24 protein-coding genes and 1 tRNA gene are annotated in these 26,788 nt (G+C 57.9%); 12 read left to right on the top strand and 13 right to left on the bottom strand.

Annotated features, from left to right (window positions below):
- The first annotated feature begins 89 nt into the window (after nt 1-89).
- Nucleotides 90-1,031: a radical SAM protein gene (locus tag SIB92_RS04025; RefSeq protein WP_412554602.1), complete on the top strand. Its 942-nt coding sequence runs from the start codon at nt 90-92 to the stop codon at nt 1,029-1,031.
- Between the two features lie 10 nt (nt 1,032-1,041).
- Here the strand turns inward: SIB92_RS04025 and SIB92_RS04020 are convergent, their stop codons facing one another.
- On the bottom strand, nt 1,042-1,776 hold the full coding sequence (locus tag SIB92_RS04020; RefSeq protein WP_412554601.1) for a hypothetical protein: 735 nt from the start codon (nt 1,774-1,776) through the stop codon (nt 1,042-1,044).
- Between the two features lie 254 nt (nt 1,777-2,030).
- Between SIB92_RS04020 and gyrA the strand changes: the two genes are divergently transcribed.
- From gyrA to SIB92_RS04005, 3 genes are all read left to right on the top strand, one after another.
- Nucleotides 2,031-4,766, top strand: a complete 2,736-nt coding sequence (gyrA, locus tag SIB92_RS04015) for a DNA gyrase subunit A (protein ID WP_412554600.1) — start codon at nt 2,031-2,033, stop codon at nt 4,764-4,766.
- Between the two features lie 137 nt (nt 4,767-4,903).
- Nucleotides 4,904-6,469, top strand: a complete 1,566-nt coding sequence (locus SIB92_RS04010) for a YARHG domain-containing protein (protein WP_412554599.1) — start codon at nt 4,904-4,906, stop codon at nt 6,467-6,469.
- A gap of 53 nt (nt 6,470-6,522) precedes the next feature.
- On the top strand, nt 6,523-6,966 hold the full coding sequence (locus SIB92_RS04005; protein WP_412554598.1) for a hypothetical protein: 444 nt from the start codon (nt 6,523-6,525) through the stop codon (nt 6,964-6,966).
- A gap of 86 nt (nt 6,967-7,052) precedes the next feature.
- Here the strand turns inward: SIB92_RS04005 and SIB92_RS04000 are convergent, their stop codons facing one another.
- The 3 genes from SIB92_RS04000 to SIB92_RS03990 all read right to left on the bottom strand — a co-directional run bounded on the left by SIB92_RS04000 (nt 7,053) and on the right by SIB92_RS03990 (nt 10,546).
- Nucleotides 7,053-8,528 carry a carboxypeptidase M32 gene (locus SIB92_RS04000; protein ID WP_412554597.1) on the bottom strand — a complete coding sequence of 492 codons (1,476 nt, stop codon included), beginning with the start codon at nt 8,526-8,528 and terminating at the stop codon, nt 7,053-7,055.
- Between the two features lie 16 nt (nt 8,529-8,544).
- Entirely contained in the window at nt 8,545-9,696 is a 1,152-nt protein-coding gene (gene ctaA, locus SIB92_RS03995) for a heme A synthase (RefSeq protein WP_412554596.1), read from the bottom strand.
- A gap of 106 nt (nt 9,697-9,802) precedes the next feature.
- Nucleotides 9,803-10,546: an RNA methyltransferase gene (locus SIB92_RS03990; protein WP_412554595.1), complete on the bottom strand. Its 744-nt coding sequence runs from the start codon at nt 10,544-10,546 to the stop codon at nt 9,803-9,805.
- A 130-nt stretch (nt 10,547-10,676) separates the two neighbouring features.
- Between SIB92_RS03990 and SIB92_RS03985 the strand changes: the two genes are divergently transcribed.
- From SIB92_RS03985 to SIB92_RS03965, 5 genes are all read left to right on the top strand, one after another.
- The gene (locus SIB92_RS03985; RefSeq protein ID WP_412554594.1) at nt 10,677-11,006 is read left to right on the top strand and encodes a TfoX/Sxy family protein; all 330 of its coding nucleotides are present in this window, start codon (nt 10,677-10,679) and stop codon (nt 11,004-11,006) included.
- A gap of 83 nt (nt 11,007-11,089) precedes the next feature.
- Nucleotides 11,090-11,713, top strand: coding sequence for a thiamine phosphate synthase (locus SIB92_RS03980; protein WP_412554593.1), 624 nt, complete (start codon nt 11,090-11,092; stop codon nt 11,711-11,713).
- Between the two features lie 15 nt (nt 11,714-11,728).
- On the top strand, nt 11,729-12,634 hold the full coding sequence (locus SIB92_RS03975) for a PfkB family carbohydrate kinase (protein WP_412554592.1): 906 nt from the start codon (nt 11,729-11,731) through the stop codon (nt 12,632-12,634).
- Nucleotides 12,631-13,548, top strand: coding sequence for a pseudouridine-5'-phosphate glycosidase (locus SIB92_RS03970; RefSeq protein WP_412554591.1), 918 nt, complete (start codon nt 12,631-12,633; stop codon nt 13,546-13,548). Before SIB92_RS03975 ends, SIB92_RS03970 begins: the two co-directional genes overlap by 4 nt.
- A gap of 141 nt (nt 13,549-13,689) precedes the next feature.
- Nucleotides 13,690-14,373 carry a DUF502 domain-containing protein gene (locus SIB92_RS03965; RefSeq protein ID WP_412554590.1) on the top strand — a complete coding sequence of 228 codons (684 nt, stop codon included), beginning with the start codon at nt 13,690-13,692 and terminating at the stop codon, nt 14,371-14,373.
- A 119-nt stretch (nt 14,374-14,492) separates the two neighbouring features.
- Here SIB92_RS03965 and SIB92_RS03960 read toward each other — a convergent pair whose 3' ends face one another.
- Together SIB92_RS03960 and SIB92_RS03955 are read right to left on the bottom strand one after the other, a co-directional pair.
- The gene (locus SIB92_RS03960; protein WP_412554589.1) at nt 14,493-15,521 is read right to left on the bottom strand and encodes a patatin-like phospholipase family protein; all 1,029 of its coding nucleotides are present in this window, start codon (nt 15,519-15,521) and stop codon (nt 14,493-14,495) included.
- Between the two features lie 15 nt (nt 15,522-15,536).
- Entirely contained in the window at nt 15,537-16,310 is a 774-nt protein-coding gene (locus tag SIB92_RS03955; protein WP_412554588.1) for a 3-hydroxybutyrate dehydrogenase, read from the bottom strand.
- Between the two features lie 294 nt (nt 16,311-16,604).
- Here SIB92_RS03955 and SIB92_RS03950 point away from each other — a divergent pair, with 294 nt between their 5' ends.
- Nucleotides 16,605-18,422: an extracellular solute-binding protein gene (locus SIB92_RS03950; RefSeq protein WP_412554587.1), complete on the top strand. Its 1,818-nt coding sequence runs from the start codon at nt 16,605-16,607 to the stop codon at nt 18,420-18,422.
- A gap of 101 nt (nt 18,423-18,523) precedes the next feature.
- Here SIB92_RS03950 and SIB92_RS03945 read toward each other — a convergent pair whose 3' ends face one another.
- From SIB92_RS03945 to SIB92_RS03935, 3 genes are read right to left on the bottom strand one after another with little or no spacing between them, the layout of a single operon-like run.
- On the bottom strand, nt 18,524-19,870 hold the full coding sequence (locus SIB92_RS03945) for a cytochrome P450 (protein WP_412554586.1): 1,347 nt from the start codon (nt 19,868-19,870) through the stop codon (nt 18,524-18,526).
- The gene (locus SIB92_RS03940; RefSeq protein WP_412554585.1) at nt 19,867-21,084 is read right to left on the bottom strand and encodes a hypothetical protein; all 1,218 of its coding nucleotides are present in this window, start codon (nt 21,082-21,084) and stop codon (nt 19,867-19,869) included. The genes SIB92_RS03945 and SIB92_RS03940 overlap by 4 nt, the downstream gene beginning before the upstream one ends.
- Before the next feature lie 54 nt (nt 21,085-21,138).
- Nucleotides 21,139-21,891, bottom strand: coding sequence for a cytochrome c biogenesis CcdA family protein (locus SIB92_RS03935; RefSeq protein ID WP_412554584.1), 753 nt, complete (start codon nt 21,889-21,891; stop codon nt 21,139-21,141).
- A 93-nt stretch (nt 21,892-21,984) separates the two neighbouring features.
- On the opposite strand from SIB92_RS03935, the gene SIB92_RS03930 reads away from it, so the two are divergent.
- A complete protein-coding gene (locus tag SIB92_RS03930; protein WP_412554583.1) occupies nt 21,985-22,206 on the top strand; it encodes a sulfurtransferase TusA family protein in 222 nt (73 codons plus the stop codon).
- Nucleotides 22,207-22,282: 76 nt separating this feature from the next.
- Here SIB92_RS03930 and SIB92_RS03925 read toward each other — a convergent pair.
- Nucleotides 22,283-22,372: transfer RNA gene (locus tag SIB92_RS03925), tRNA-Ser, on the bottom strand.
- A 158-nt stretch (nt 22,373-22,530) separates the two neighbouring features.
- Nucleotides 22,531-23,898 carry a class II 3-deoxy-7-phosphoheptulonate synthase gene (locus SIB92_RS03920; RefSeq protein WP_412554582.1) on the bottom strand — a complete coding sequence of 456 codons (1,368 nt, stop codon included), beginning with the start codon at nt 23,896-23,898 and terminating at the stop codon, nt 22,531-22,533.
- A 162-nt stretch (nt 23,899-24,060) separates the two neighbouring features.
- On the opposite strand from SIB92_RS03920, the gene SIB92_RS03915 reads away from it, so the two are divergent.
- Nucleotides 24,061-25,062, top strand: coding sequence for a GlxA family transcriptional regulator (locus SIB92_RS03915; RefSeq protein ID WP_412555793.1), 1,002 nt, complete (start codon nt 24,061-24,063; stop codon nt 25,060-25,062).
- Between the two features lies 1 nt (nt 25,063).
- Here the strand turns inward: SIB92_RS03915 and SIB92_RS03910 are convergent, their stop codons facing one another.
- Complete coding sequence (locus SIB92_RS03910; protein ID WP_412554581.1) at nt 25,064-25,483, bottom strand: hypothetical protein; 420 nt, start codon at nt 25,481-25,483, stop codon at nt 25,064-25,066.
- Between the two features lie 42 nt (nt 25,484-25,525).
- Nucleotides 25,526-26,665, bottom strand: coding sequence for a PQQ-dependent sugar dehydrogenase (locus SIB92_RS03905; RefSeq protein WP_412554580.1), 1,140 nt, complete (start codon nt 26,663-26,665; stop codon nt 25,526-25,528).
- Nucleotides 26,666-26,788 lie beyond the last annotated feature (123 nt).

Raw genomic sequence — 26,788 nt, 5'->3', positions numbered from 1 at the left:
ATCACAACTGTGTCAAACGCCTGCGCGCATCTTTACTTGCAGGGATGTCTCTGCCTACTACCGAAGAACCACAGAAACATGGCAGGCACATGAAAGATCACGCAAATATTGGGAAGTTCAACGATCCCTATATCACCGCCAAGGGTGAAACCCGCGCCCATGTCGCGCTCACCGATCCGCAAACGCTCTGGTTCAACACCGGCACGCTCTGCAACATCGAATGTGAAAACTGCTATATCCTGTCCTCACCCACCAATGACGCGCTGGTCTATCTTACGGCAGACGAAGTCTCCGACTACCTCGACCAATTGGACTCCCGCGATTGGAAAGTCCGCGAAATCGCCTTCACAGGCGGCGAGCCTTTCATGAACCCGGACATGAACGAGATGGCCCGCCGGTCTCTGGAGCGTGGCTACGATGTCCTGATCCTCACCAACGCTATGCAACCGATGCAGCGCAAACGCGTCCGCGCAGGCTTGCTGAAGCTGGCGCAGGATTTTCCCGATAAACTAACCCTGCGCATTTCCGTGGATCACTGGTCGGCTGAGCTGCATGACAAAGAGCGCGGCAAAGGCACCTTTGAACGCACTCTCGAGGGTATGCGATGGCTACGCGACAATGACATTCAAATGGCTGTCGCGGGCCGCACCATGTGGAATGAAACCGACGCGGACTCCCGCGCTGGCTACGCCGATCTTTATGCCAATGAGAACTTTAAGATCGACGCCTCAAACCCCGGAGAAACCGTACTTTTTCCAGAGATGGATGAACAAGTTGAAGTGCCGGAAATCACCACAGACTGTTGGGGTATTTTGAACAAATCCCCCAACGAGGTGATGTGCGCAAGCTCTCGCATGGTGGTGAAACACAAAGGCGCGAAGGCACCCTCCGTGATCGCCTGCACGCTCCTGCCCTACGACCCGCAATTTGACCTCGGCACCACTTTGGAAGAGGCCGAAAAGCCGGTGCAACTGAACCACCCGCACTGCGCGAAATTCTGCGTCCTGGGCGGCGCATCCTGCTCGGCCTAACCGCGCCCCTTCAATTCAATTCCGGAGAGCGCCAGTATCTGGTGCCCTCCAGACTGCCATTCACCCGCCAGCGCTCCTTATCGAGGATGAAGACAGACTGGCCTTGCGTGAACCGCACCTCATCTGCGCTTTTGTCATCCCCAACCTGTGCACCGCCGCCTGCTGTGGCGTCATAGCCGTTGATCACGAACCGCTCAAAATCCGCCTGCGTTTCAAACAGAATGACAAACTGCGTGGCAAAACCACCAATGCCCAAACTCGCACCCAGACCTCCAGTACCCATATTCATATAGGTGCGCGCGCCGGTGTCCTTTGCCACCGCCACGCCACGACCGTAGCCAGTAGTCACCGGAAAGATGGTCACCTTGCGACTGTCAAACGCGGCATAGCCCGCACTCTTTTGATAAAGCGCATCCGCTTGTGGATTTTGCGCCAACAAAACCGCCATGATCTCATCCGACATCGCGTCCAGGCGCGCCCGCGTCGCCTCTGGTGTTTCCTCGTTGGACAAAAGCTCATCTGTGGAGGAAATCGCCTCGCCAACGCCTTCCACGCCCTTCTCAACGGTATTGCCCACCGCAGTAGCGCCTTTACCAATAGCTTCGCCCGTGGCCTCGACACCCTGCCCAATGGCTTCTCCGGTGTTTTCCGCACCTTTTTTAATCTTGTCCCAAAGCCCCTGCGCCACAGCAGGATCGGCTGCCCCTGCAACCACAGCGCCAACCACAAATGCCTTCAAACTCACCCGCACTTCTGCCTCCTTGCGCACCCAATTTTCTGCTTGAAGTAAACCACAGGTCGGCGCCCCCCGGCAGCACTTTCCCATACATGGGCAAACCTTCGCCGCTCAAGCCGCGTTTTTCCATCCAATCAGCACATTACCCCACCGGCAACGCGAAATACCTCACATCGCCCACAGCACCATTGCACCCTATATGATGCCTCTGATATAAGCGTCCCAACAACATATGGACCGCCAATTAGAAGCGAGACTGGGACTTGAGCGACACGCCGGAAACCCCTGAAAACGAAGAAGAAACCACGCACGAACGGATGATCCACGACGGTCCGTCTGTGACCATCGAGGAGGAGATGCGCGCCAGCTACCTCGACTACGCCATGAGCGTGATCGTCAGCCGCGCCATTCCCGACCTGCGTGACGGCCTGAAACCGGTGCACCGCCGCATCCTCTACGCCATGCATGAGACCGGCAACACGCATGACAAGGCCTACCGCAAGTCGGCGCGTCCCGTGGGCGACGTAATGGGTAAATACCACCCCCACGGCGACTCTGCGATCTATGACGCCTTGGTGCGGATGGCGCAGGACTTCTCCATGTCGCTGCCGCTCTTAGATGGCCAGGGTAACTTTGGCTCCATGGACGGCGACAACCCGGCGGCCATGCGATACACCGAAGTTCGCATGGACAAGCCAGCTGGCGCGCTGCTGTCTGACATCGACAAAGAAACCGTCGATTTTCAGGACAACTACGACGGTAAAGACCAGGAACCAACCGTTCTTCCGGCCCGTTTCCCAAACATGCTGGTCAACGGCGCGGGCGGTATTGCGGTGGGTATGGCCACCAACATTCCGCCGCACAACCTTGGCGAAGTCATCGACGCCACAATGGCGCTGATCGACGATCCGGATCTGACCTCGGAACAGCTGATCGACTACGTACCCGGCCCGGATTTCCCAACTGGCGGCATTCTGCTGGGCCGTTCCGGCGCCCGCAAAGCCTACCTCGAAGGCCGTGGCAGCGTCATCATCCGCTCCAAGACCCGCGTCGAAGAGATCCGCAAAGACCGCTATGCCATTGTCATCGATGAGATTCCTTATCAGGTGAACAAGGCCGCGATGATCGAAAAGATCGCCGAAGCGGCCCGTGACAAGCGCATCGAAGGCATCGCCCACGTTCAGGATGAATCCGACCGCGACGGCGTGCGCGTTGTTGTCGAACTCAAGCGTGACGCCACCGCAGAGGTGGTGCTGAACCAACTGTTCCGCTTCACCCCAATGCAAACGCACTTTGGCTGTAACATGCTGGCCCTGAATGGCGGTCGTCCGGAGCAGCTCACTTTGCGCCGCTTCCTGACGTCTTTCATTGACTTCCGCGAAGAAGTGGTCGCCCGTCGCACAGCTTACCTGCTGCGCAAAGCTCGCGAGCGCAGCCACATTCTCTGTGGTTTGGCCGTGGCTGTGACAAACGTGGACGAAGTGGTCGCCACCATCCGTGCTTCTGCCGACGCCGCCGAAGCGCGCGAAAAGCTGATGACCCGCCGTTGGCCAGCCGAAAGCATCGCGGCCTACATCCGTCTGATCGACGATCCAACCCACACCATGAATGACGACGGGACCTATAACCTGTCCGAAACTCAGGCGCGGGCCATTCTCGAATTGCGCCTCCAGCGCCTGACCCAGATTGGTGTGAAAGAAGTCACCGACGAACTTGAAGAACTGGCCTCTAAGATCAAGGAATACCTTGAAATTCTCGGGTCTCGCGAGCGCATCATGGGCATCATCGGCGACGAGTTGCGCGAAGTGCGTGAAGCCTTCGCGGTGCCACGCCGCACCGAGATCGTCGACTGGTCCGGTGACATGGACGACGAAGATCTGATCGAGCGTGAGGACATGGTGGTGACCGTGACCTCGGGTGGCTACATCAAGCGTACCCCGCTTGCCGATTTCCGCGCCCAGAAGCGTGGCGGCAAGGGTATATCGGGCATGCAGACCAAAGAAGAGGATGTGGTCACCACCCTCTTCGTGGCCAACACCCACACGCAGCTCTTGTTCTTCACCACAGATGGCATGGCCTACAAGCTGAAGACCTGGCGCCTGCCACTAGGCGGTCGCACCGCGAAGGGCAAAGCCATTGTGAACATCCTGCCGATCCCAACCGGCGTCTCGATCGCGGCCATCATGCCAGTCGACCGCCCCGAGGACGAATGGGACGATCTGCAGATCATGTTTGCGACCTCCGCAGGCACCGTGCGCCGCAACCGCCTGTCCGATTTCACCAATGTGAAGTCCAACGGCAAAATCGCGATGAAGTTTGAGGACGACAACGCCGACACCAAATTGATCAACGCGCGCATCTGTACCGAAGAAGACGATGTGATGCTGGTGACCAACTCCGGCCGCGCGATCCGCTTCCCAACCACTGAAGTGCGCGTGTTCAACTCCCGCGCCTCCGTGGGTGTGCGTGGCATCAAACTCAATGGCGATGACGAAGTGGTCTCCATGTCGGTGATCCGCCACTTCCGCGCAGAAAGCGAAGAGCGCGCAGCCTACCTCAAAATGCGCCGTGCCGTGGCCGGTTTGGCCGATGACGGCAGCGATGACGAGGAAGCACCAGCCGGCGAACTCTCCCAAGAGCGTTACGCCGAAATGTCGGCAGCCGAGAACCTGATCCTGACCATCACCGCTGGTGGCGCAGGCAAACTCAGCTCCAGCCACGACTACCCGGTCCGCGGGCGCGGTGGCCAGGGTGTGGCCGCTATGGACAAAAACATGCGTGGCGGTGCGCTGGTGGCTTCTTTCCCTGTGGAAATGGGCGACCAGATCATGCTGGCGACCTCCAAAGGCCAGTCGATCCGCGTACCGGTCGATGGCATTTCCTTCCGCTCCCGTTCCGCCGGTGGCGTGCGGGTGTTCAACACCGGCAAAGGCGAAGAAGTGGTCTCCGTCGCTTGGATTGCTGAGCAGGACGAAGATGAGGTTGGCGGCGAAGAGTAATCGCGCCCCACATGTGACAAACGCCAAAGGGCCCTGCACAAACGTGCGGGGCCTTTACTTTTTTCGGTCAAATTTATGTTGCCAGACAAACCCTTATGTGACCTTCTTCAGCCACCCACACTCACCATGGCACCCAAATGACCAAATACTCTCTGTCTCGCGTTTTTGCCGTAGGAGCCGCGTTCTGCTTTCCCGCTAGCAGCGCATTCACAGCAACGCTCACCCTCAACACTACTTCGCCCCAATCTGAGATTGACGCCGAATACGACGGCGCAATCCTCGCGCAGGAGCTCACCGGGAAATACGCCAATTGCACAGTGCTTTATGAGGGCGGCGTGACACGGGGCGATCTCCAAAGCTTTCACGCGCTCTTTGGCTATGATGGCGAGAGTTTCTACAACGGCCTGCCCGACGGTGCCACGCTCTGTCTCAACAGCCCCGGCGGCGACCTCTACGAATCCTTCGTCATTGTAGACTTCCTGCGCGATGCCTTTGCCGACTTGCAAACCTATGTGGCTGACGGAGACCTCTGCGCGTCCGCCTGCTCCAACCTGTTCCTCGCTGGCGCACATACATTTGAGGGCGAAAGCTACGAAACCATCGCCATGCGCGCCATCGCGCCCACCGCACGGCTGGGCGTGCATGCGCCCCGGATTGTGCTGCCAGATGACGGCGAAACCTATGACGCCGAAGAAGTGGCCGCCGTATATGATGAAGCCATCCGGGACTCCTCCCTCTTGTTTGCTTTTGCGCAAAAGGTCGACGACGAGGACACGCCTTACCTCACCCCATATCTCTATGCGCGCAGCATCGAAACACCGCCACACGCCATGTACTATGTCGACACGGTTGGCGATGCGCTGTTTGCCAAAGTCGCAGTGACCGGCATCTCCTACAGCGTCACTCTCGACCGCCAACTGATCAACACGATTTGCGACAACGTTTTTCTGATGGATGATGGCGCGTTTTCCTGGGCAATGGCACCTACATGGAAACCCCATCCGCTGGCAGGTCTCGCCGTCATCTGGGCAGAGTTTGTAGAAATTGTCTCACTGGAACTGCCCGAAAACCAATCCGAAGACGGGCCGTTTTACACCACTGACCTCAAGATCGAGCAGCGGGACGGCGCAATCTATGGACACCGCCGCGGCTACCGCACCGGCGGCCCCTACGGCGCTGAAGACTGCGTCGTGCGTCTGGATACCTCCCGCGAGGTTGGAGAAACCGCCAATTTCGGGACACCCCGCACCGCTTGGGACGCCCGCAGCCGAGACCCGATTGACGTGCGGATTGGCTATCAGGCGCCGCACAGCCCTTATTCTGACCCCGAGCCGCAACACGTGCGCTCGCCCTACGCGTACTGGCAGACCCTGCAACAAGACCACGACAACCAGCTGCACAGCTACCCCGCGCTGATGGTGTTCCCAATGGTCCAGTTTCTCAGCGACCTTCCCGTCGCGCCAGAAGAGCCAACAGAAACAGCCGCGACCACAGAAAGCAGCGACACGCAATCACTGACCTGCGACGATCTCTGGTACCATCGCAACCGCATTTTCCATGAAAACGGTTACTGCTTTGGCTCCGAGCGCGGCATTGCTACCTTTGGCAACGACAGCTGCTTCACAAAATCCCCCGAAATCTCCGGTCGTGACGCAGAACTGCTCAAAATCATTAAGCAACGCGAGAAAGAACTCAGCTGCTAGTCCAAAACCCTCGGGGTTTAGAAAAGACGCCTGGGCGCTTCGAAAACCTCTACTTGACCAAAGGCAATCACACCTTCGGCGCGGCGCGTTACCATCAGGAAAACGTCAAACTTGCACCAAACCCGGAGACTGTGATGAAGTCACCCACCATCCTCCTTGCGCTCGCCCTTACGGGCACACCGCAACTTGCATCCGCAGACGCCATGCAATTGAACCCCAAAACTGTGCACGCCGCTCTGAGCGGCACCCACTACACCTGCGACCTGGGCGAAATGAAATTTGAAATGATTTTCAAAGACGTCGCCGCAGATGCTAAAGCATTCCCCTATGAACTTCGCGCTGGTGAACGCGCCTCCGAGGACGCCTATATTCTAACCGACAGCGGAGAAATTCATCTGCAGGGCGCAGAGGCCGTGCGTTATCTGACATTGGAAAGCGACACCCTGAAAATTGCCAAAACACCCGACGGGCGCGCCGCCACCTGCGTGCCAAAGTGACGCCGCAGCAAGCTTCTTCTAACCAAAAATATCCAAACAAAAAGGGACGCCCAAGCGTCCCTTTTCTTTTTCAAAACCCGCGAGCGTTACAGCTTGTAGATGTCCCCAAACTTGGCTTCCAAATAATCCAGCAACGGCTCGCCACTTGGCGCCTTGCCAATTGCATGCTCAATGGTTTCGGCTGGTTTGCGCAACCCGCCGTGCTGCTGCAGGTTTTCCCGCAACCACCCGGTTGCCGCCGACGTCTCCCCCAGCGCCAATTGCGCATCCAGATCCGGCACCGCCACGCGCAGCGCCTCATTCAGGCACCCTGCATAGACATTGCCCAATGAATAGGTCGGAAAGTAACCAAACAGCCCCACGGACCAATGCACATCCTGCAACACGCCGTTGGAGGGCTTGTCCACCGCATAGCCAAAGTCTGCTTTGAACCGATCATTCCACGCCGCTTCCAGGTCACCCACTGCCAGATCGCCCAGCATCAAAGCGCGCTCCAGATCAAAGCGCAGCATGATGTGCAGGTTGTACTGCACCTCGTCCGCCTCGGTCCGGATGTAGCCATCATTCACCCGGTTCACGGTGCCATAGAAACCTTCGGCATTATCGATGCCAAAGTCGCCAAACTCTGCTTTCATCTGCTCATAGAGCCACCCGGTATAGGCGCGCGAGCGGCCCATCTGGTTTTCATAAATCCGGCTCTGGCTCTCATGCACGCCCATCGACACACCGCGCCCAAGAGGCGTCAAAAGATATGCATCATCAATGCCTTGCTCATAGGCCGCATGCCCCACCTCATGAATGGTGGAGTAGAAACAGTTGAACGGATCGCTCTCGCTGGTGCGCGTGGTGATCCGCACATCTTTGCCGGAGCCGGAGCAGAACGGATGGGTCACACAATCAATGCGCCCATGGTCAAAGTTATAGCCAAAGCTCGCCGCCAGCTTGCTGGTTAGCGCCATCTGCTTGTCTGACGGAAACGTACCGGTCAGCTTTTGTGGCGCTTCAGCAGCCAAAACCGCCGCCCGCAACGCCACCAACCGCGGCCGCATCGCATCAAACATCGCCGCGATCTCTTCTGCGGTCATCTCCGGCTCATAATCATCGACCATGGCGTCATAGACATCGCCACCGGCAGCCAGCGCCTGCCCCTCCTGACGCTTCAGCCCCACAACCTCTTCCAAAGTTGGCAGGAACGCCGCCACATCCTCATCCGAGCGCGCCTGCGCCCAAATGCCCTGCGCCCGGCTGGTCACCTTGGCGATTTCCGCCGCCAGGTCCGCCGGCACCTTGGACGTGCGCTCAAACGACTTGCGGATATGGCGCACCTGCGCGCGACCCACCTCATCCAGCTGCGCCTCATCAATGGCCGCCAACCACTCGCCGACCTTCGGATCAATCCGGCGCGCATGCAGCACGCTTTCCATCGCCGCCATTTCTTCGGCCCGCTGTGGCGCCGCCCCGGCTGGCATAATCGCCTCCTGGTCCCAGCCCAAACGTCCAGCCACCTCGCCCAACGCCTGCGTTGTGTGGGTAAAGGCCATCAACTGCTCATATGCAGACATTCTTGTTTTCCTTCTCTCAGGATGCGTCACGCACCGAGGTTGCAATCGGATAGTGGCTCAGGAACCGTGCCCGCAGGATCAGAACCCAGACCACAACAGCAATGGCTTGGTGCGTAATCGCAATATGCACCTGTGCCGCGTAGAGCACTGTGGCGATGCCAACCGCAATCTGCACCGAGATCGCGGCGAAGGCAGCATTAAACGCAAACCGCGTGTGCCCATGCGCGGAGCCTTGCCCACGCCGCCACACCACAATGGCGAAAACCAACAAGAGATAGCCCCACATGCGGTGTGTAAACTGCACAAGGCCGGGGTTTTCAAAGAAGTTCCGCCAAAGCGGCTCCATATACAGCGCATCCGCCGGAAACAGATTTCCGCCCATCAGCGGCCAATCGGTAAAACTGCGCCCAGCATCAATCCCGGCCACCAAAGCGCCGAGCAAAATCTGCACGCCGGTCATGTGCAATAGCCCTGTAGACATGCCAAACAGCTTGGCTTCTTTGCCGCGCCGCGCCTGCATCAGGTCGCGCTCACTGCGCCCCAACAACAGGATGTACCAGGTGATGAAGCCAAGGATCACAAAGGCCAACCCCAAATGGGTCGCCAAACGGTAGCTCGCCACCGTGGTCACACCTTCTCCAGAGGTCACGCCGCTGTCGACCATCCACCAGCCCACAGCACCTTGCAGCCCGCCAAGCGCGCCAATCAGGAACAACCGGCCGGTCCACCCGGTCGGGATTTGCCGCGCAATCGCAAACCCGGCAAAGCCAAGCGCCCAGACAAGACCAATCACACGGCCCAGCTGACGATGCCCCCATTCCCACCAATAAATGTATTTGAAGTCCTCAAGCGTCATCCAGTTGTTGTCGATCGCCCACTGGTCAATCTGCTTGTATTTGTCGAATTCGCCCTGCCAATCCGCCTCGCTCATCGGCGGGATCGCCCCGGTCACCGGACGCCATTCCGTAATCGACAACCCACTGTCGGTCAGGCGTGTCAGCCCGCCCACAGCGATCATCACAAAAACCAGCGCAAACAGGATCATCAGCCAGATGCGAATGCCCCGCCGCGCGCCTTTGGCACCGCTGTCGATCACACCCACCGCACTGGGGGTGTCTTTAGGTCCGTCTTCGCTGACCTCTTCAAAAATGCTGCGCTTCTGGCTCATCGCTGTCTCCAAATCTTGGCGCGAGCCTAGTGGGGCCACGCCGAAGCTTCAACCACTCTCAGATACGGTGTGAATGTTTGTTCAGCCTTGCGACCAAAGGCAAATCTCAGCCTTTTTCTTTCCAGCGGACCATCTGTCGCATCACGCCGTGCAACATCTGCACATCTGCACGTGTCAACCGCATCCGACTCCACATATTGCGCAGATTGACTTTCATGCCTTCCGCCTTCTCCTCCGGGAAGAAAAAGCCCGCTTCTTCAAGACGTTCTTCATAGTGCCGCCCCAACGCGTCGACATCGGCATTGTTGGCCCAATCGGTCTTGGACATATCCACGCGCTCATGCACGATGTCCGCACTCTGACGCCGCCACTCATAGGCTGTTAGCAACACACACTGCGCCAGATTGAGCGAGGCATACTCAGGGTTCACCGGCACGTTGATGATCGCATTCGCCCGCGCAATGTCTTCATTCTCAAGCCCTGCCCGCTCGGGCCCAAACAACACAGCAACTTTCTCGCCCCGCGCAATCATCTCGGCGGCCTGCTTCATTGCAATCTCCGGAGTCACCACCGGCTTGGTCAGCCCCCGCGCCCGCGCCGTAGTGGCAAAGACATAGTGACAGTCTTCCAGCGCTTGGTCTGTGGTCTCGGTCAAAAACGCCGCATCCAGCACTCGCCCGGCACCTGACGCCATCGCCACCGCCCGCTCGTTGGGCCAGCCATCGCGCGGGTCCACCACCCGCATCTTGTCCAACCCAAAGTTCAACATCGCCCGCGCCGCGCCGCCGATATTCTCCCCCATCTGCGGGCGGACAAGCACAAAGGCGGGCTGTGGCGTGGCACTGGTCATGACGGTCTCCTGAAAAATCCGCCCGCTGATACCCCCGCCCCCCAAACAAAACAAGCCACCCGGCTTCATTTGGCTATAAATATCCCCGCCGGAGGCATAGAATCTCACGGCACATCCAGGGAGGAGCAAAATGGCCTATGACGAAGGACACGCCACATTGATGCGCGAAGACCTCGCCAACATCGACGGCATCACGGAAAAGAAAATGTTCGGCGGGCTCTGTTTCCTCTTGCATGGCAATATGGTTTGTGGCGTGCACAAGGACGGCGGCATGGCCCGCGTGGGCAAAGCGCGCGAAGCGGAAGCCCTGGAAATCGAGGGCGTTGACCCGCTCTCCTTCACCGGTCGCAAGATGGGCGGCATGGTCGATCTTTCTGAAGATCTCCTAGGCGATGACACCCGCCGCGCACAGGTTATCGCACTGGCCTTAACCAACGCACAAAGTCTTCCGCCCAAATAGCCAACTCCCGATAGCCAAGCGCAAAAATCCACGCTATAGCGACGCGATCCAAAACCTCGCACACGACCATCTGGAGCCCGAGCATGTCCGACACAGAGCTGCCGCAGATCTACCTGATCACCCCGCCGGAAATCGAACTCTCCCGCTTCCCTGATCAACTCGCCTCCGTGTTGGACGCCGCTGACATTGCCTGCGTACGCATGGCGCTGGCCACCAAAGACGAAGACCGCCTGTCGCGCGCCGCCGACGCCTTGCGCGAAGTGGCCCATGCTCGAGACGTCGCCATTGTGATCGACGAACATGTGCAACTCTCCGAACGTCTGGGGTTGGATGGCGTGCACCTCACCGACGCTGCCCGCTCCGTGGCCAAAACCCGCAAAGAGCTGGGCAAAGACGCCATTGTTGGCGCTTTCTGTGGCGCGTCTTCGCACGAAGGCATGACCGCCGGTGAAAACGGCGCCGATTACGTGGCTTTTGGCCCGGTGGGCAGCACCACACTTGGCGACGGCACCCTTGCAGAAAGAGACCTGTTCGAATGGTGGTCCGCCATGATCGAGGTCCCCGTTGTGGCCGAAGGCGCGCTCGATGCCGACATTATTGCAAAGCTTGCGCCTTTCACCGACTTCTTTGGCATCGGCGAAGAAATCTGGCGCAGCGACGATCCTGTGGCCAAACTCAAAGAGCTGCACGCCGCCTTTGGCGCCTAACCTTCCGGAGCACCCATGACCGCACAGGCGCCCTCTCAGCCAGACATCCTCTGCATCGGCTCCGTCCTCTGGGACATCATCGGCCGCGCGCCCAGCCACATGCGTCAAGGCTCCGACGTGCCCGGCCGCATCACTCGCCTGCCTGGCGGCGTGGCTTGGAACATTGCCATGACCCTCGCCCGCTTTGGCCTGCGTCCTGCGGCGCTGTCGGCCATCGGTCAGGATGTGGAAGGCGACGAGCTGATGACCGCCTGCACCGAGATGGGCGCCATCATGGACTACGTCTATCGCTCCGCTGATCTACCCACCGACACCTATATGGCGGTCGAAGGCAAAAACGGGCTGATCGCCGCCATCGCCGACGCCCACAGCCTCGAGGCGGCTGGCGACAAGATCCTCAGCCCGCTAGAAGACGGCACCCTTGGAAGCGAAACCACGCCCTATCCCGGCCTCATCGCGCTCGACGGCAACCTGACTCAGCGTCTGCTCGATCAGATCGCCCGCAGCCCGCTGTTCTCCGCCGCCGATTTGCGCGTCGCGCCTGCGTCCCCAGGGAAAGCAGAACGCCTGATGCCTTTCCTGATGCACTCCCGCGCTGTGCTCTATGTGAACCTGGAGGAAGCGGGCTACCTCTGCCAAACCGAGTTCACCTCCTCTGCTGAAGCCGCCGAAGGCCTGCTCGCCCGTGGCGCCGCCCGCGCACTGGTTACAGATGGCGGTAACTCCGCCTCTGACGGCACCGCCGACGGCGTGATCACCCAACAACCGCCTGCTGTTCTGGTGACCCGCGTCACTGGCGCTGGCGACACCTTCATGGCCGCGCACATCGTGGCCGAATCTCAAAACGCCAGCCGCGAAGATGCGCTCGACCGCGCCCTCACCGCTGCCGCCAAATATGTCTCCGGAGAACATGCCACATGAGCCTCATTTCCCTTGACCTGGTCCTTTCCCCTGAAGTGGAAGAAGCCAAGAAAAACGGCACGCCGATTGTGGCGCTGGAAAGCACGATCATCACCCATGGCATGCCATATCCGCAAAACCTCGAGGTGGCGAAACAGGTCGAAGCCGACATTCGTGCAAAGGGTGCCGTGCCTGCCACCATGGCCGTGCTCAACGGCACACTGCACGCAGGCCTGACCGAGGCGCAGCTTGAAGAGCTGGCCCAAGCCAAAAACGTCGCCAAAGTCTCCCGCGCAGACATGCCAGTGATCATGGCGCAAGGCCGCACCGGCGCCACCACCGTGGCCGCCACCATGATCGCCGCGCATCTCGCAGGCATCGACGTCTTTGCCACCGGCGGCATCGGCGGCGTGCACAAAGGTGCAGAAGACAGCTTCGACATCTCCGCCGACCTCACCGAACTGGCCCACACCCCTGTCACCGTGGTGGCCGCAGGCGCCAAAGCCATCCTCGATGTACCAAAAACCCTCGAAGTGCTGGAAACCAACGGCGTGCCAGTCATCACCTACGGCCAAGACAGCTTCCCGGCCTTCTGGTCCGCCACCTCCGATCTCACTTCACCGCTGCGCATGGACAACGCCGCAGACATCGCCGCAGCTCATAAAACACGGGGCGCAATGGCCTTACCGGGCGGTCAGCTGGTCGCAAATCCAATTCCAGCAACCGACGAAATTCCGGCCTCTGAATTGGCCCCAGTGATTGCTCAGGCCACAGAAGAAGCCGAGGCCCAAGGCGTGACCGGCAAAGACGTCACCCCCTTCCTGCTGGCCCGCATTTTTGAGCTGACAGATGGCAAGTCGCTGGTCGCCAATATTGCGCTGGTACGCAACAACGCCCGCCTCGCCGCAGACATCGCCGCCGCGCTCAAGGCCTAAGCCCAAATCTTGCGCAAATAGCAGGCTGCCACGGAGGTGTGACACGTCGTGACAGCCGCAAAATGTGGCCCCCAAACAATCGTCATTGCAGCGCCACACACAAATGCCTAACTAAACATCAGGCTGACCCTAGGACCCCTCATGACGACACCTTTTGACGAAAACGAACCGCCCCACAAAACCGGCTTTTTTGGCCGACTGCGGTCCAGCTTTCTGACGGGGATTGTTGTCATTCTGCCCATCGCCATGACCATCTGGCTGGTCTGGACCTTTGTGGGTTGGGTCGATGGCTTTGTCCTGCCACTGATCCCATCAACCATTCAGCCGGAAAAATACATCGGCATCAACCTGCGCGGCGTGGGGATGATCATCTTCCTGATCTTCACCATCCTTGTGGGCTGGATCGCCAAAGGCCTGATGGGTCGCTCCCTGCTGCGCTTTGCCGAAAACCTCGTATCCCGCATGCCCGTCGTGCGCTCGATCTATTCCGGCGTCAAGCAGATCGCGGAAACCGTCTTTGCCCAATCCGAGCGCAGCTTTGAAAAAGCCTGCCTGGTCGAATACCCGCGCCGCGGCATTTGGGCGATTGGCTTCATCTCGACCAACGCCAAGGGCGAAGTTGCTGGCTCCGCTCCAACCACCAGCCCACTCATGGGCGTGTTTGTCCCTACAACGCCCAATCCAACCTCTGGCTTCCTGCTGTTTTTCCCAACCGATGACATCATCGAGTTGGACATGACTGTAGAAGACGCAGCCAAACTGGTGATCTCGGCTGGTCTGGTTTACCCAAACCCCAAAGACCCGACCCAGCCGCCGGAAGAGTAAGAGCGCTTCATTTGGCCCCTAAAACCTCGGTGACCATTCATCTGTGATGGGACTGGGGCCGCGCCCCTCAATCCGGCGTGCGACACCATAGACAGCGCGTCTCGCAAGGGAGGCTCCGCTTAACTGCCATACATCTCTGCCAAATCCACGGTTCCGCGTTCGTTTAGGTCCGCCTTATGCACACTCAAAAAACTCTTGGCCGCCGCCTGCCCCGCCTCTTTCAAATGATACAGCACGGACGTCACCGGCCAGCTTTTGGTCGCCACCGACAAGCGAGTCATCAGCGCATCATCGGCAATCATATGCACCTTCACCTCCCGCTTTTCTTCCCGACTAAGCGCGCCCTGCTCGATCAACCTTTGCACAAATGCCACGGCCCGCAGCTCGCTCAGCAGCGAGGCGTTAAAGCTGATCTCATTGATACGATTGGTGATTTGTTGCGGCGTCACCGGCAATGTGTCCCGCCGCAGCGGGTTGATATTCACAATCACCACATCCTCCGGCAAGTCCCGCCGATACAGCGGCCAAAGCGACGGGTTGCCGGTATACCCGCCATCCCAAAAGGCCTCGGTTTTTCCCGTTGTCTCGTCAAACACGTTCACCGCCTTAAACAATGTGGGCAAACAGGCCGAGGCCAGCAGGGCATCGGTGCTGATCTCACGTCCTTCAAACACCCGCGCCTTGCCCGAGCGCACATTGGTGGCACAAACAAACAGCTGCGGCCCGTCCTCGGAACAGACCTGATCAAAGCTAAACTGATCGACAATCTCGCGCAGCGGATGCTCATAAAGCGCCCCCATGGCATAGGGTGACGTCAGCCGCTGCATCATATCGGCGGCCATAAACGGCCAGCTGTACTCCATCGCACGGCTCACCAAGCCTGGCGGCACCGCCGCAAACCAGGCATCCATGCCCGGCACCTGCGCCGCGCCCATCTGCTGCCAGAACCAATTGAGATTGGCCCGCGCCCCGTCGCGCCCGCCCTCAAGCAGCCCGGCCTTCAAAGCCGCGCCATTCATTGCGCCAGCAGAGGTACCGGTGATCCCGGCGATCTCGATGTCTTCGTCCTGCAACAGGACGTCCAACACGCCCCAGGTGAAGGCCCCATGTGCGCCGCCACCCTGCAATGCCAGATTGATGCGCTTCATGAGGCCATCCCTTCCTTATAGAGCGGTCCAGCCGCCATCCACACTGATGGTGGTACCCGTGATCTGAGCCGCCGCATCGGACGCCAGGAAGCACACTGTGCCGCCCAGCTGCTCCACTGTGGCAAACTCGCGGCTTGGTTGTCTTTCCAACATCACCTTCTTGATCACCTCGTCCCGGCCCATGTTGTATTTCTCCATGGTGTCGGGGATCTGCGCCTCCACCAGCGGTGTCAGCACATAGCCCGGGCAAATCGCGTTACATGTGATCGGCTCTTCCGCAGTTTCCAACGCAACAGTCTTGGTCATGCCCACCACGCCATGCTTGGCCGCCACATAAGCCGCCTTGAACGGAGACGCGGTCAACCCATGCGCACTGGCGATGTTGATCACCCGGCCCCAGCCGCGTTTGCGCATATGCGGCAGCGCCGCCGCCGTGGTGTGAAACGCCGAGTTCATATTGATCGCAATGATGGCGTCCCACTTGTCGACCGGGAACTCATCAATCGGCGCCACATGCTGAATACCGGCGTTGTTCACCAGAACATCGCAGCCGCCCGCATCCTCGATCAGCTTCCGACATTGATCACCTTTGGACATATCCGCCGCGATGTAGCGCGCGGAGACGCCAAACTCCGCCGCAATTTCCGCCGCCAGCGCGTGATCTTCCTCGCGATCCGTAAACGAATTCAGCACCACTTCCGCCCCGGCCCGCGCCAATTCCCGCGCCACACCCAGACCGATTCCCGAATTGCTGCCCGTCACAATCGCCGTTTTGCCCTGCATAGTCATCTGACTTCCCTTCTCATCTCGGTTGAGCGCAGCATATCATGCTGCACCCGCAAAATAAGGGGAATCCGCACCACCCGTAATCTTACGTAAGTCTGCCATTTGGCCAAAAAAAACGCCCGCGCGAAGCGGGCGTAAAGTTATTGAGGCAGGTTTCATACAGGCAAGAAACCTATCGAGCAGTGACTCCTTTATAGGCGTTACCGCGCCGGTCTCCAAGCTAAAAGTTTGATAAGCCACCAATCCGCCGTTACTTTTTGGGTAAGTAAAAAATCAACCAACAGGATTGTTCAGGCAATGACACCAATACGTTTCCCCAAAGTCACCAGTGCCGCCGCCGCGCTGGCGCTTACTCTGGTCGGCACTCAGACCCTCGCGGAACCCCAGCATGGCATTGCTATGTATGGCGCCCCCGCTTTGCCACAGGATTTTGTGTCCCTGCCCTACGCCAACCCCGACGCACCCAAAGGCGGGCGCGTGGTCACCGGTAATGGCGGCAGCTTTGATTCCCTGAACCCGTTTGTGCGCAAAGGCGATGTGCCATGGCAGCTCCGCTTCTTTGCGGTGGAATCCCTCATGGGGCGCAACTGGGATGAGCCGTTCGCTCTATACGGTCTTTTGGCCGAATCGATTGAGACTCCAGAAGACCGCTCCTGGGTCGAGTTTACCCTGCGCGAAGAGGCCCGATTCTCTGACGGCAGCCCGGTGACCGTCGAGGACGTGATCTGGTCATACGAAACCCTCGGCACAGTCGGCCACCCGCGCTACCGAGGTTTCTGGGGCAAAGTCGACAAAATCGAGGCCACTGGCGAACGTTCCGTGCGCCTCACCTTTAACACCGAAGACCGGGAACTGGCCCTGATCGCCGGCCTGCGCCCGATCTTGAGCAAAGCACAATTCGAGGGCAATTCCTTTGAAGACGCGACGCTCGAGAACTTCCCCATCGGTTCCGCCCCTTACGCCATCTCTGATTTTGAAGCTGGTCGTTACGTGACCCTGACACGCAACGAAGACTACTGGGGCAAAGACCTGCCGTTCCGCAAGGGCACGCACAACTTTGACGAGATCAAAATCGATTTCTTCGGCGACAGCTCCGTGATGTTTGAGGCCTTCAAGGCGGGCGAAATCTCCTACGTGCGTGAATTCAACGCCGAAAAATGGGCCTCAAACTACAACTTCCCGCTGGCGCAATCCGGCGACGTGGTGAAATCCGAAATCCCGCACCAAAAGCCCTCCGGCATCACCGGTTTTGTGATGAACACCCGCAAAGCCCCATTGGATGACATCCGTGTGCGCGACGCGTTGATGCATGTCTTCAATTTTGAGTTCATCAACGACACCATGACCGGCGCCCGCCAGCCGCGCATCACGTCTTATTTCTCCGGCTCGCTTCTGGGCATGGACGACGGCCCGGCCCAAGGCCGCGTTGCAGAACTGCTGCAACCTTTCGCGGACGACCTGCCGCCAGAGGCGCTCGCAGGCTACACCCTGCCCGCTTCTGACGGTTCCGCTCGCAACCGCGCCAACCTGCGCAAAGCGCTCAACCTGATGGAGGAAGCCGGCTATTCCGTGGTGGACGGTAAGTTGCAAAACGCAGATGGCGAGGTTCTGGCGCTGGAAATCCTGCTCAAGCAAGGCGACACAGAGAACAAAGCCATCATCGACATCTATTCCAAGGCGCTCGAAGGTCTTGGCTTGGAGCTGACCGTCACCCAGGTAGACGGTCCGCAATATACCGAGCGCACCGCGGCCTTTGACTTTGACATCACCAACTACCGCCGCGCCCTGTCGCTGTCCCCGGGCAACGAGCAAAACCTCTACTGGGGCTCCGCGGCGGCTGATCAAAACGGCTCACGCAACCTGATGGGTGTGAAATCTCCGGCCATCGACGCGATGATCAACGAGATGCTGACGTCGACTTCGCAGGATGACTTTGTCGCCGCCACCAAGGCGCTCGACCGCGTCCTGACCTCCGGTCGTTACGTGATCCCGATCTGGAAATATGCTGTGGGTCGCATCGCGCACCAGAAAGACCTGCACTACCCCAAAGACACTCTGCCGATCTACGGCGACGGGGTGGACTGGCTGCCAGGTGTCTGGTGGCACGAAGAGTAAACGCAACACGGGGCGCCTTCGGGCGCCCTGTTCGTTAACGGGTCACTTTCCGGAAAATCGCACCTCCGCAAAACAGTCGCGATACAGACGTAATACCGACGTCAGAATCGCCGTTCGAGTCGAAGGTTAATCCCGTCCCGCGACCGCACCGTCAAATGGGCAATTGGCACCGGTGCATCGCCGACAGGTGTGATCCGGAAGTGCTTTAAAATCATCGACAACATCAGCACGCCCTCCACCATGGCAAAGCCCGCGCCCGTGCAAACCCGACTGCCCGCAGAGAACGGCACATAGGCCTCCCGCATACACTGTTTGCCATTGTCCGTTTGCCATCGCATTGGGTCAAAACCATCTGGATTGTCCCACAATCGCTCTTGCCGATGCAGATGCCATGGCGAGATAACTACCTGAGATCCCACGGCAATATCGCGATCTCGGAAATGTTCCGGGCAAGTCGCCTCCCGCACCATCATTGGCACCGGCGGATACAACCGCAGCGCCTCCCGGAACACATCGCGACTGATTTTCAACTTGCTGACCGCGCTGAAATCTTCGATCAAATCCGCGGCTTCCTCTGCAATTTTCTCCTGCCATTCCGGGAACAACGCACAGAGGTACAACGTCCAAGCCAAAGCCGACGCACTGGTTTCATGCCCCGCCAGGAAAAAGATCGCCACCTGATCAACCATCTCATTGGTGTCAAAGGATTTTCCGGTTTCCGGATCAACCGTGGTCATGATCTTTGTCGCCAAATCATCCGGCGCTTCGCCCGCCTGAATGGCCTGCATCCGCTCCTCGGTAAGTTGGGTGATCAAACCGCGAATACTGGCTGCTGTGCGTTTGGTGTCCTTTCGGAAAAACCTTGGAAACCAACGCGGTAAAGGCAAAAACGCCCCCAAATTCACAATCGGCGCGCTGCGCTGATAGGTGCGAAATTCATCAAACACCTTGCCGGCCACCTCATGTTCAATCGGGATGGAGAACAAGGTTCGAAAGATCACATCCGCCGCCGCGTGGCTGGTTTCCTCTTCAATCTCAACAACTTGCCCAACATGGCCGTCCAGACGCGTCACCGCCGCTTCACTCGCCGCCCACATCGCCGGAAAGGTATCGCGCAGCCGTCCACCCTCAAAAGCCGGATCAATGATCCGCCGCTGCCGCTTCCACACCTCGCCATTGGTCAGGAACACCGACTCCCCCAAAAGAGGTTTCAGCCCTTCGCTAACCCGTTGAGATTTGGGGAAATCATCAGGCCGTTCCTTCAGAACAGTTTTTACTAACGAAGGCTGGTTGATCATGTAGGAGCGGAAAAACGGCGTGCGAAACTCCGCCATCCAAGCGCGATACAATTTGGCAGGCTGCGCGGACAATAGGTCTTTACGAAATAGCTTCACATACTGCCGCAGCGTGACTTTCTCAGGCCGAGGCGCTGGTTTTGGAGGGATCATGAAACCACCGAGGTGAATTTATTGACCGGTTTTTCTATTCGAGAGCCCGACGCCTTGCGCCCTTCGTAGCGCTCCGCCAAGGTTTTTGGCCCCGTCGTAATACGGAAGTAGTCATAGTCTCCGGGCCGATCAAAGGCGCAAAGGTATTGAAAATGCAGCCGAAAAAACCGCCATCTCAGTTCTGCCCAACGCTCTTCCGACAATGTTTGAGTAAAAGCTGCCGAGAACACCAGTGGCCACCGTTTGCCCTCTTCTGGCGCAACACCAGACACAGCCACCGGATCACACAGCGCAAAAGCGCAGCCGTCCCCCGGAGCCGTCACATCAACCCACGCCAGCTCAGACCGCTGGCACAAATACGCCAGATCCGCCCGCAACCGCTCCGCTTTAGGCAAGAACGACACCATCGGAACCACTTGTCCCAACGACAAAAATCCAAGCGCAGGCCCACCCTCTACCACACGACCATCTCGGATCAAATCCGCCAAAACCGACACCGCCAGATGCGCGCCGCTGGAATGTCCCACCACCAGAACCTCGTCACAGTCCGACTGCAAAGCCTCGGCAATGCGATCCGCAAACTCTCCCATCCGCGCTTCCAACTCAGGTGGGTTAGCCCCTTTGGTGGAGGCTGAATAGGCGTAGTCATGCATCAGATAATAGGCAAAGAATTTGCCATCATGTTTTTGAAACCATTGCAAAATTGGCAAAACAACGATCAGCCCAAACACCGCCGTCCATTCCGGCAAAACCGTCGCCAGCCCTTTACCAATACCCCAGGCAACCAGCAGGGCCAGCAGCAGCTGCACCAGCAAAAACACCACCGGATAGAGCGCCGCAATCACCGGCCCTTTGCGCAACTGCATAAGCCGCCACAACGCGCCAGAGCCAATATAGGTCCAGGCCGTCCGCAGAAGCTGCCCATAGGTCGACACAATGCCCTGCTCCATGCTGTCACGCACTATGTCGGACCACACCAGCACCTCAACGTCGCTCTGCGCCTCCTGCTCCTCAATATGGCCTGTCACATGCCAGCCGTAGGGCCCGCCGTCCGCCTTCTTGGGAGACAAGACAATCTCATAGTCAGAAATTCCTGCCTGCGCCGCGCCTTCCTTGCGGTACAGCTCGCGGTAGCGGCGCGGGTGAATCGGATCATAGCCCGGAATGTAAAACACCCGACGCGTTCGCACCTGCCTATGTTGGGGCTCTGCCATGGCCTGCCTCTCCTTTGAGAGGAGTGTAACCGCTCACTTTGGCAAAATTAAGCCTTATCCGAGGGTTGCGAGGGCCGGAAAGGTCTCCAGCAGCCAATAAGAAAACGTCGAGAACGCCCCGGTCACCAGCATAACACCCACAAACAGCAACAAGCCGCCCATGACTTTCTCGATTGTGCCCATGTGGCGCTTGAGTTTGTTCATCACGCCCATCGCCCGATTGAGGAAAATGGCAGCCAGCAGAAAGGGAATGCCAAGCCCTGCGGCATAAACCCCCAAAAGCACAGTCCCCCGCGCGATGGACGCTTCCCCAGCGGCCAAAGACAGAATCGCGCCGAGCTGCGGGCCGATGCAAGGCGTCCAGCCAAAGGCAAACGCCAAACCAAGCACGTAGGCCCCAAAGGCAGAACCACCGGACTCACCCGTCTCGATCCGAGCCTCCCGATCAAGAAACGGAATGCGGAACACGTTCAAGAAATGCAAACCAAAGACGATCACAACGCCGCCTGCGATCTTGCTGAAAAGGGCCTGATTTTGCAGGAAAAACGCCCCAAACGCCGAAGCCGTGAAGCCGAGGAATAGAAATACCGTCGACAACCCCATCACAAAGAACAGGGCGGCCACGATTGCCTTGCGCCGCGCCTCTTGTTCTGTGGTGAGCTCTGACATGCTGACGCCGCTCATATAGGCCAGATAAGGCGGCACAATGGGCAACACGCAGGGGCTCAGAAATGAAACCATTCCTGCGGTTAGAGCAATAAAGATTCCAGGCAAGAGGCCCACGTCGAGGATGCTAATTTCAGTCATGCCCCACCCTTAGACCAGCTTTCAGCAAAGGTCACGTGCACAGGTGGTCACATCCCTGTGGACAGACCGAAACATCCTGCCTATGTCCGTCTTATGGATTTGGAAGTAGATGCAATTGGCCTGTTGTGCCCCCTGCCCGTTTTGCGCCTGCGCAAGCGTATGGAACCCCTAAAAACCGGCGCGAAAGTGCTGCTGCTGGCAGATGATCCGGCAGCCATCGTCGACGTACCACATTTCTGTAACGAGGCGGGACATGCCTTTGTCAGCATGACAGAAGCTGATGGTCACTTGCAGTTCGTCGTACAAAAAGGCTGATTTAGTTCAGCCACTTACTGCAAAATCGACGCGCACCGCTCTTGCCATCTGTATGTCAATCTCGATCTGGGGATTGTGGCGGAGAGACAGGGATTCGAACCCTGGAGACGGTTTCCCGCCTACACACTTTCCAGGCGTGCGCCTTCGACCACTCGGCCACCTCTCCGCATCAGAGCGTTGGTCAGTTGACCGTCTCTCTGTGGAGCGGTGTTTAGCTTCAACTGTTGGGGGGATGCAAGAGGCAAATTGCGGTTATTTTTGCTTTTCCCAACAAAAAAGAGCCGCGCAATCGCGCGGCCCTTATTTGCTTGCGTTTGAAGCGGTTTAGACCGCTGCAGCCGCCCTGGCTTGATCGCGGTCAGACAGCTCTTCTGCCACGAGGAACGCCAATTCCAGCGATTGGCTCGCATTCAGACGCGGGTCACACGCGGTATGATAGCGTGCGGAGAGGTCTTCTTCGGTCACGGCTCGTACACCGCCGGTGCACTCTGTCACATCCTGACCGGTCATCTCGAAATGCACGCCGCCCGGAATGGTGCCTTCAGCTTTGTGAACGCCGAAGAACTCACGCACTTCGCGCAGAACACTGTCAAACGGACGGGTTTTGTAGCCAGTTGCCGATTTGATGGTGTTGCCGTGCATTGGATCACAGGTCCAAAGCACATTGGCGCCCTCTTCCTGAACCGCCTTGACGAGGCGCGGCAGATGATCCCCAACGCTGCCCGCACCAAAGCGGGCTATCAGTGTCAGACGGCCCGCTTCGTTTTCAGGATTCAGCTTTTCCATCAAGACTTTGAGGTCGTCGGCGGTTGTGGTTGGACCACACTTCAAACCAATCGGGTTCTGCACGCCGCGCGCAAATTCAACATGCGCCCCATCTGGCTGGCGAGTACGGTCGCCGATCCAGATCATGTGGCCAGAGCCCGCGAGCCACTTGCCGGAGGTCGAATCCAGACGTGTCAAAGCCTCTTCGTACTCCAGCAGCAGAGACTCGTGGCTGGTGTAGAAGTCCACAGTCTGCAAAGAATGCAAACGTTCCGATGTCACGCCCGCCGCTTTCATGAAGTCCAGCGTGTCGCTGATCCGGTTGGCCATATCGCGATATTTGGTGGCCTTCTCACCCTCGGTGAACCCAAGCGTCCAAGAGTGTACCTGATGCACATCTGCGTAACCGCCGGTCGAGAACGCGCGCAGCAGGTTCAACGTTGCAGCAGCTTGCGTGTAAGCCTGCAACATCTTGTTTGGATTGGGAATTCGCGATTCAGGCGTGAAATCCAGCTCGTTGATGATGTCGCCACGATAGCTTGGCAGCTCCACACCATCCACGGTTTCCGTCGGCGCGGAACGCGGCTTGGCAAACTGACCGGCCATACGACCAACTTTCACCACCGGCACCTTGGCGCCATAGGTCAGCACCATCGCCATTTGCAACATCACTTTGAACGTGTCGCGGATGCCGTCTGCGCTGAACTGCTCAAAGCTCTCCGCACAGTCTCCGCCCTGCAACAAAAAGGCCTCGCCGCGGGAAGCGGCACCAAGCTGAGCTTTCAGGCGACGCGCTTCGCCGGCAAAGACCAATGGCGGATAGCTTGCGAGCTTGGCCTCTACAGCCTTCAGCTCTGCGTCATCCGTATACTCAGGCATCTGAATCCGGGGCTTTGCGCGCCAGTCAGATTTTTGCCAGTCAGCCATTGTCTTTACTCCAATTAGACAAGTTAATGAGGCCTTATACAAAAGCTCTTGTCCCGGCGCCATAGATGAAATATCCGGCCTTGACGCGTTTGGTGAATGTTTCGTTTAATCGGTCAAATCGCTGCAACTCAAGATGCGCACCCCCACTTAGAAAAGGAAACGATGTCAATGACTTCGACACTCGCTTCTGGTCAAAACGATGCGAAATCGCGACGCTTTGTTTTTGTGCTTTTAGATAAGTTCACATTGTTGTCGTTCGCGTCAGCAATTGACTGTTTGCGCCTGGCCAATCGGCATATGGGGCGTGATCACTATTCTTGGATATTGGTCGGCGAAGGTGGCGACACGATAAGCTGTTCAACAAACACAACTTTTAAGCTGGATGACGATCTTTCTGAGCTGCGCCGCGATGACACAATTGTGTTGTGCGGCGGCACCGACATTCAGCAGGCGACCACCAAAAAACTGCTGAACTGGCTGCGCAGAGAAGCGCGCAAGGGCCCACCCGTTATTGGGCTGTGTACCGCATCTTTCTGCATGGCCAAAGCGGGGCTACTGGATGGGAAGCGGGCGACAATTCACTGGGAGAATCAGGATAGCTTTGCCGAGGAGTTTGACGAGGTTGAGCTTTCCAAATCCGTGTTTACCATCGACACAAATCGCATGACTACTGCCGGCGGCACATCTTCCATAGATTTGTTTTTGAAGCTGATCGCTCAAGATTTGGGCGAAGACGTTGCCAACTGGGTGGCTGACCAACAGATCTACAGCTCGATCCGTACCGACCAAGACACACAACGCCTGTCTGTGCCCACCCGAATTGGTGTGCGTCACCCAAAATTATCTATGGTTATCCAAATGATGGAAGCCAATATTGAAGAACCGATCAGCCCATCCTTGCTTGCCAAAGAAGTGGGAATGTCGACCCGTCAATTGGAGCGTTTGTTTCGCCGCTACCTGAACCGGTCGCCCAAGCGGTACTATATGGAGCTGCGCCTGCAAAAAGCACGTAACCTGCTGATGCAAACCGATATGAGTGTGATCAATGTCGCTCTGGCTTGCGGATTTGCCTCGCCAAGCCACTTCTCCAAATGCTATCGTGCGCACTATGAAACCACGCCCTACCGAGAGCGTGGTAGCCAGAGTGCCCGTCTCTCGATCTAGGTTAGAAGCGCGCGATGAATTTGGAAAACGTGGTGGTGTGCTCCACGTGAATGACCTGCTGCTGCGCACCTTGTGTGTGCATCACGAGGTAGAGATACAGATAGTCGCCTTCCTCTGTCCAATAGGCCAACATCTCTTGGCGAAAACCGCTTTTGAGCGTTTCCGACTGAACCGTCGAGGAGCCGACAAACGGATCCGGAAAGGCCTCCGATAAAGCGGTATTATACTCCGCCTTTTCCGCGTCGCTCAGAACAACATCAGGTTGGATCATGTCGATCGCTTCCCCAATCTCTTTGTTCATAACCATTTCATTGAACAGAGCCAGCGCCTGATTGAACTGAGTGCGCAAGTTGGTCTGCGCTTGCGCCGTTGTGGTCGCCGCCAGCACAAGCGCGGCGGAAAGAAGGCTATTCTTGATCATTATGTGTCCACAGCAGATTGAAACAAATAGATTTCTTTCAACCTAGCCGCCGGGCGTCATTCGGTAAAGTATCCCTTTGTCCTCAGACAAAAACCAAATCGCGCCGTTGGGTCCTTCGCGCACGTCCCGCACGCGGCGCGTGCTGTCGCCGCGCAATTGCTCAACTTCTTTTGGTGAAGTCCCGGCCAGCCGGCTGATATAATCAAGCTTCAAACTTCCCACAAAGAAATGCCCTTTCCATTGCGGCCACAGTTTGCCCGAGTAGATCATCAATCCCGATGGCGCGATTGAAGGATCCCAGAAGAACTTTGGCTGTTTCATGCCGGCTTTCGCAGTGCCTTCGCCTATTTTGAACCCGGAATAATGCGTGCCGTAGGAAATCACCGGCCAACCATAATTGGCGCCCCTTTCAATAAGGTTGAGTTCGTCTCCGCCCTTCGCCCCATGCTCCACGGCCCAAAGGCGCCCTGACAAATCAAGTGCCAGCCCTTGCGGGTTACGGTGCCCGTAGCTCCAAATCTCCTGTTGAGCTCCAGTAGTTTTCACAAATGGATTGCCCGAGAGCACTTCGCCGTCCGGCGTTATCCGGATAACTGAACCTTCATGCTGCGCCAAGTTTTGAGCGGCTGGCCGATCCCCACGTTCCCCTACGGTCACAAATAGAGTCCCGTCTTTGGCCTGTACAATACGGCTTCCAAAGTGCCGCCCACCGGAACTGCCCGGAGCCATTTCAAAGATTTGTCTTTGCTCGGAAAGCCTTTTCCCGTCTTCAGACAGCCGCGCGCGCAGCACCGCGGTGCCCGCCCCGCCTTTCTGCTTTTTGGCATAAGACAGAAAGATGGTCCGCGACTGCGTAAAATCCCGCGCCACAATGACGTCGAGTAAGCCGCCCTGCCCCTGCACGTGAATCGCTGGAAGGCCTTTAACGGTACTACGCTTGCCGCTAGCGGTAACATGCAAAAGCTTGCCGCGTTTCTCCGTGATCAGAAGCTCTCCGTTAGGTAGAAACGCAAACGCCCAGGGCCCCTTTAGGCGCTCAACAACCGGGGTAACGACTGCGGCACCTTGGGACGTCTGCAAATCCGCAAACGCTATCGAAACCGGCAAAGAAGCGAATAGAAACAATACAATAAGTCGTAGGCGAGTGCGCATATCGAAGCCTCTTTGCATCACAAAAATCATTAGCTTTACCCTCTCACATCCCGCCCTGAATTGATGTTCAAAAATCAGTCATCGACCTCTTTTCTTTTGAAATCACCCCGCATAGGCTCACCTTCGGAACAAGAAAAAAACCAATAGGGAGTT

Source organism: Shimia sp. MIT1388 (genome assembly GCF_047124445.1).
In the GTDB taxonomy this organism is placed as follows: domain Bacteria; phylum Pseudomonadota; class Alphaproteobacteria; order Rhodobacterales; family Rhodobacteraceae; genus Shimia.
The sequence above is the reverse complement of the archived record's forward strand: the minus strand, read 5'-3'. Positions and strand labels throughout refer to the sequence as shown.

What these genes read in the sequence shown, in the direction of transcription:
- SIB92_RS03975 (WP_412554592.1), top strand. Translation starts at nt 11,729, where the DNA reads ATGACCGCACAGGCGCCCTCTCAGCCAGACATCCTCTGCATCGGCTCC.
- SIB92_RS03940 (WP_412554585.1), bottom strand. Translation starts at nt 21,084, where the DNA reads ATGGCAGAGCCCCAACATAGGCAGGTGCGAACGCGTCGGGTGTTTTAC.
- SIB92_RS03950 (WP_412554587.1), top strand. Translation starts at nt 16,605, where the DNA reads ATGACACCAATACGTTTCCCCAAAGTCACCAGTGCCGCCGCCGCGCTG.
- ctaA (WP_412554596.1), bottom strand. Translation starts at nt 9,696, where the DNA reads ATGAGCCAGAAGCGCAGCATTTTTGAAGAGGTCAGCGAAGACGGACCT.
- SIB92_RS03915 (WP_412555793.1), top strand. Translation starts at nt 24,061, where the DNA reads ATGTCAATGACTTCGACACTCGCTTCTGGTCAAAACGATGCGAAATCG.
- SIB92_RS04010 (WP_412554599.1), top strand. Translation starts at nt 4,904, where the DNA reads ATGACCAAATACTCTCTGTCTCGCGTTTTTGCCGTAGGAGCCGCGTTC.
- SIB92_RS03980 (WP_412554593.1), top strand. Translation starts at nt 11,090, where the DNA reads ATGTCCGACACAGAGCTGCCGCAGATCTACCTGATCACCCCGCCGGAA.
- SIB92_RS03970 (WP_412554591.1), top strand. Translation starts at nt 12,631, where the DNA reads ATGAGCCTCATTTCCCTTGACCTGGTCCTTTCCCCTGAAGTGGAAGAA.
- SIB92_RS03965 (WP_412554590.1), top strand. Translation starts at nt 13,690, where the DNA reads ATGACGACACCTTTTGACGAAAACGAACCGCCCCACAAAACCGGCTTT.
- SIB92_RS03960 (WP_412554589.1), bottom strand. Translation starts at nt 15,521, where the DNA reads ATGAAGCGCATCAATCTGGCATTGCAGGGTGGCGGCGCACATGGGGCC.
- SIB92_RS04025 (WP_412554602.1), top strand. Translation starts at nt 90, where the DNA reads ATGAAAGATCACGCAAATATTGGGAAGTTCAACGATCCCTATATCACC.
- SIB92_RS03905 (WP_412554580.1), bottom strand. Translation starts at nt 26,665, where the DNA reads ATGATTTTTGTGATGCAAAGAGGCTTCGATATGCGCACTCGCCTACGA.
- SIB92_RS03910 (WP_412554581.1), bottom strand. Translation starts at nt 25,483, where the DNA reads ATGATCAAGAATAGCCTTCTTTCCGCCGCGCTTGTGCTGGCGGCGACC.
- SIB92_RS03920 (WP_412554582.1), bottom strand. Translation starts at nt 23,898, where the DNA reads ATGGCTGACTGGCAAAAATCTGACTGGCGCGCAAAGCCCCGGATTCAG.
- SIB92_RS03935 (WP_412554584.1), bottom strand. Translation starts at nt 21,891, where the DNA reads ATGACTGAAATTAGCATCCTCGACGTGGGCCTCTTGCCTGGAATCTTT.
- SIB92_RS03990 (WP_412554595.1), bottom strand. Translation starts at nt 10,546, where the DNA reads ATGACCAGTGCCACGCCACAGCCCGCCTTTGTGCTTGTCCGCCCGCAG.
- SIB92_RS03985 (WP_412554594.1), top strand. Translation starts at nt 10,677, where the DNA reads ATGGCCTATGACGAAGGACACGCCACATTGATGCGCGAAGACCTCGCC.
- SIB92_RS03945 (WP_412554586.1), bottom strand. Translation starts at nt 19,870, where the DNA reads ATGATCCCTCCAAAACCAGCGCCTCGGCCTGAGAAAGTCACGCTGCGG.
- SIB92_RS03955 (WP_412554588.1), bottom strand. Translation starts at nt 16,310, where the DNA reads ATGACTATGCAGGGCAAAACGGCGATTGTGACGGGCAGCAATTCGGGA.
- SIB92_RS04000 (WP_412554597.1), bottom strand. Translation starts at nt 8,528, where the DNA reads ATGTCTGCATATGAGCAGTTGATGGCCTTTACCCACACAACGCAGGCG.
- SIB92_RS03930 (WP_412554583.1), top strand. Translation starts at nt 21,985, where the DNA reads ATGGATTTGGAAGTAGATGCAATTGGCCTGTTGTGCCCCCTGCCCGTT.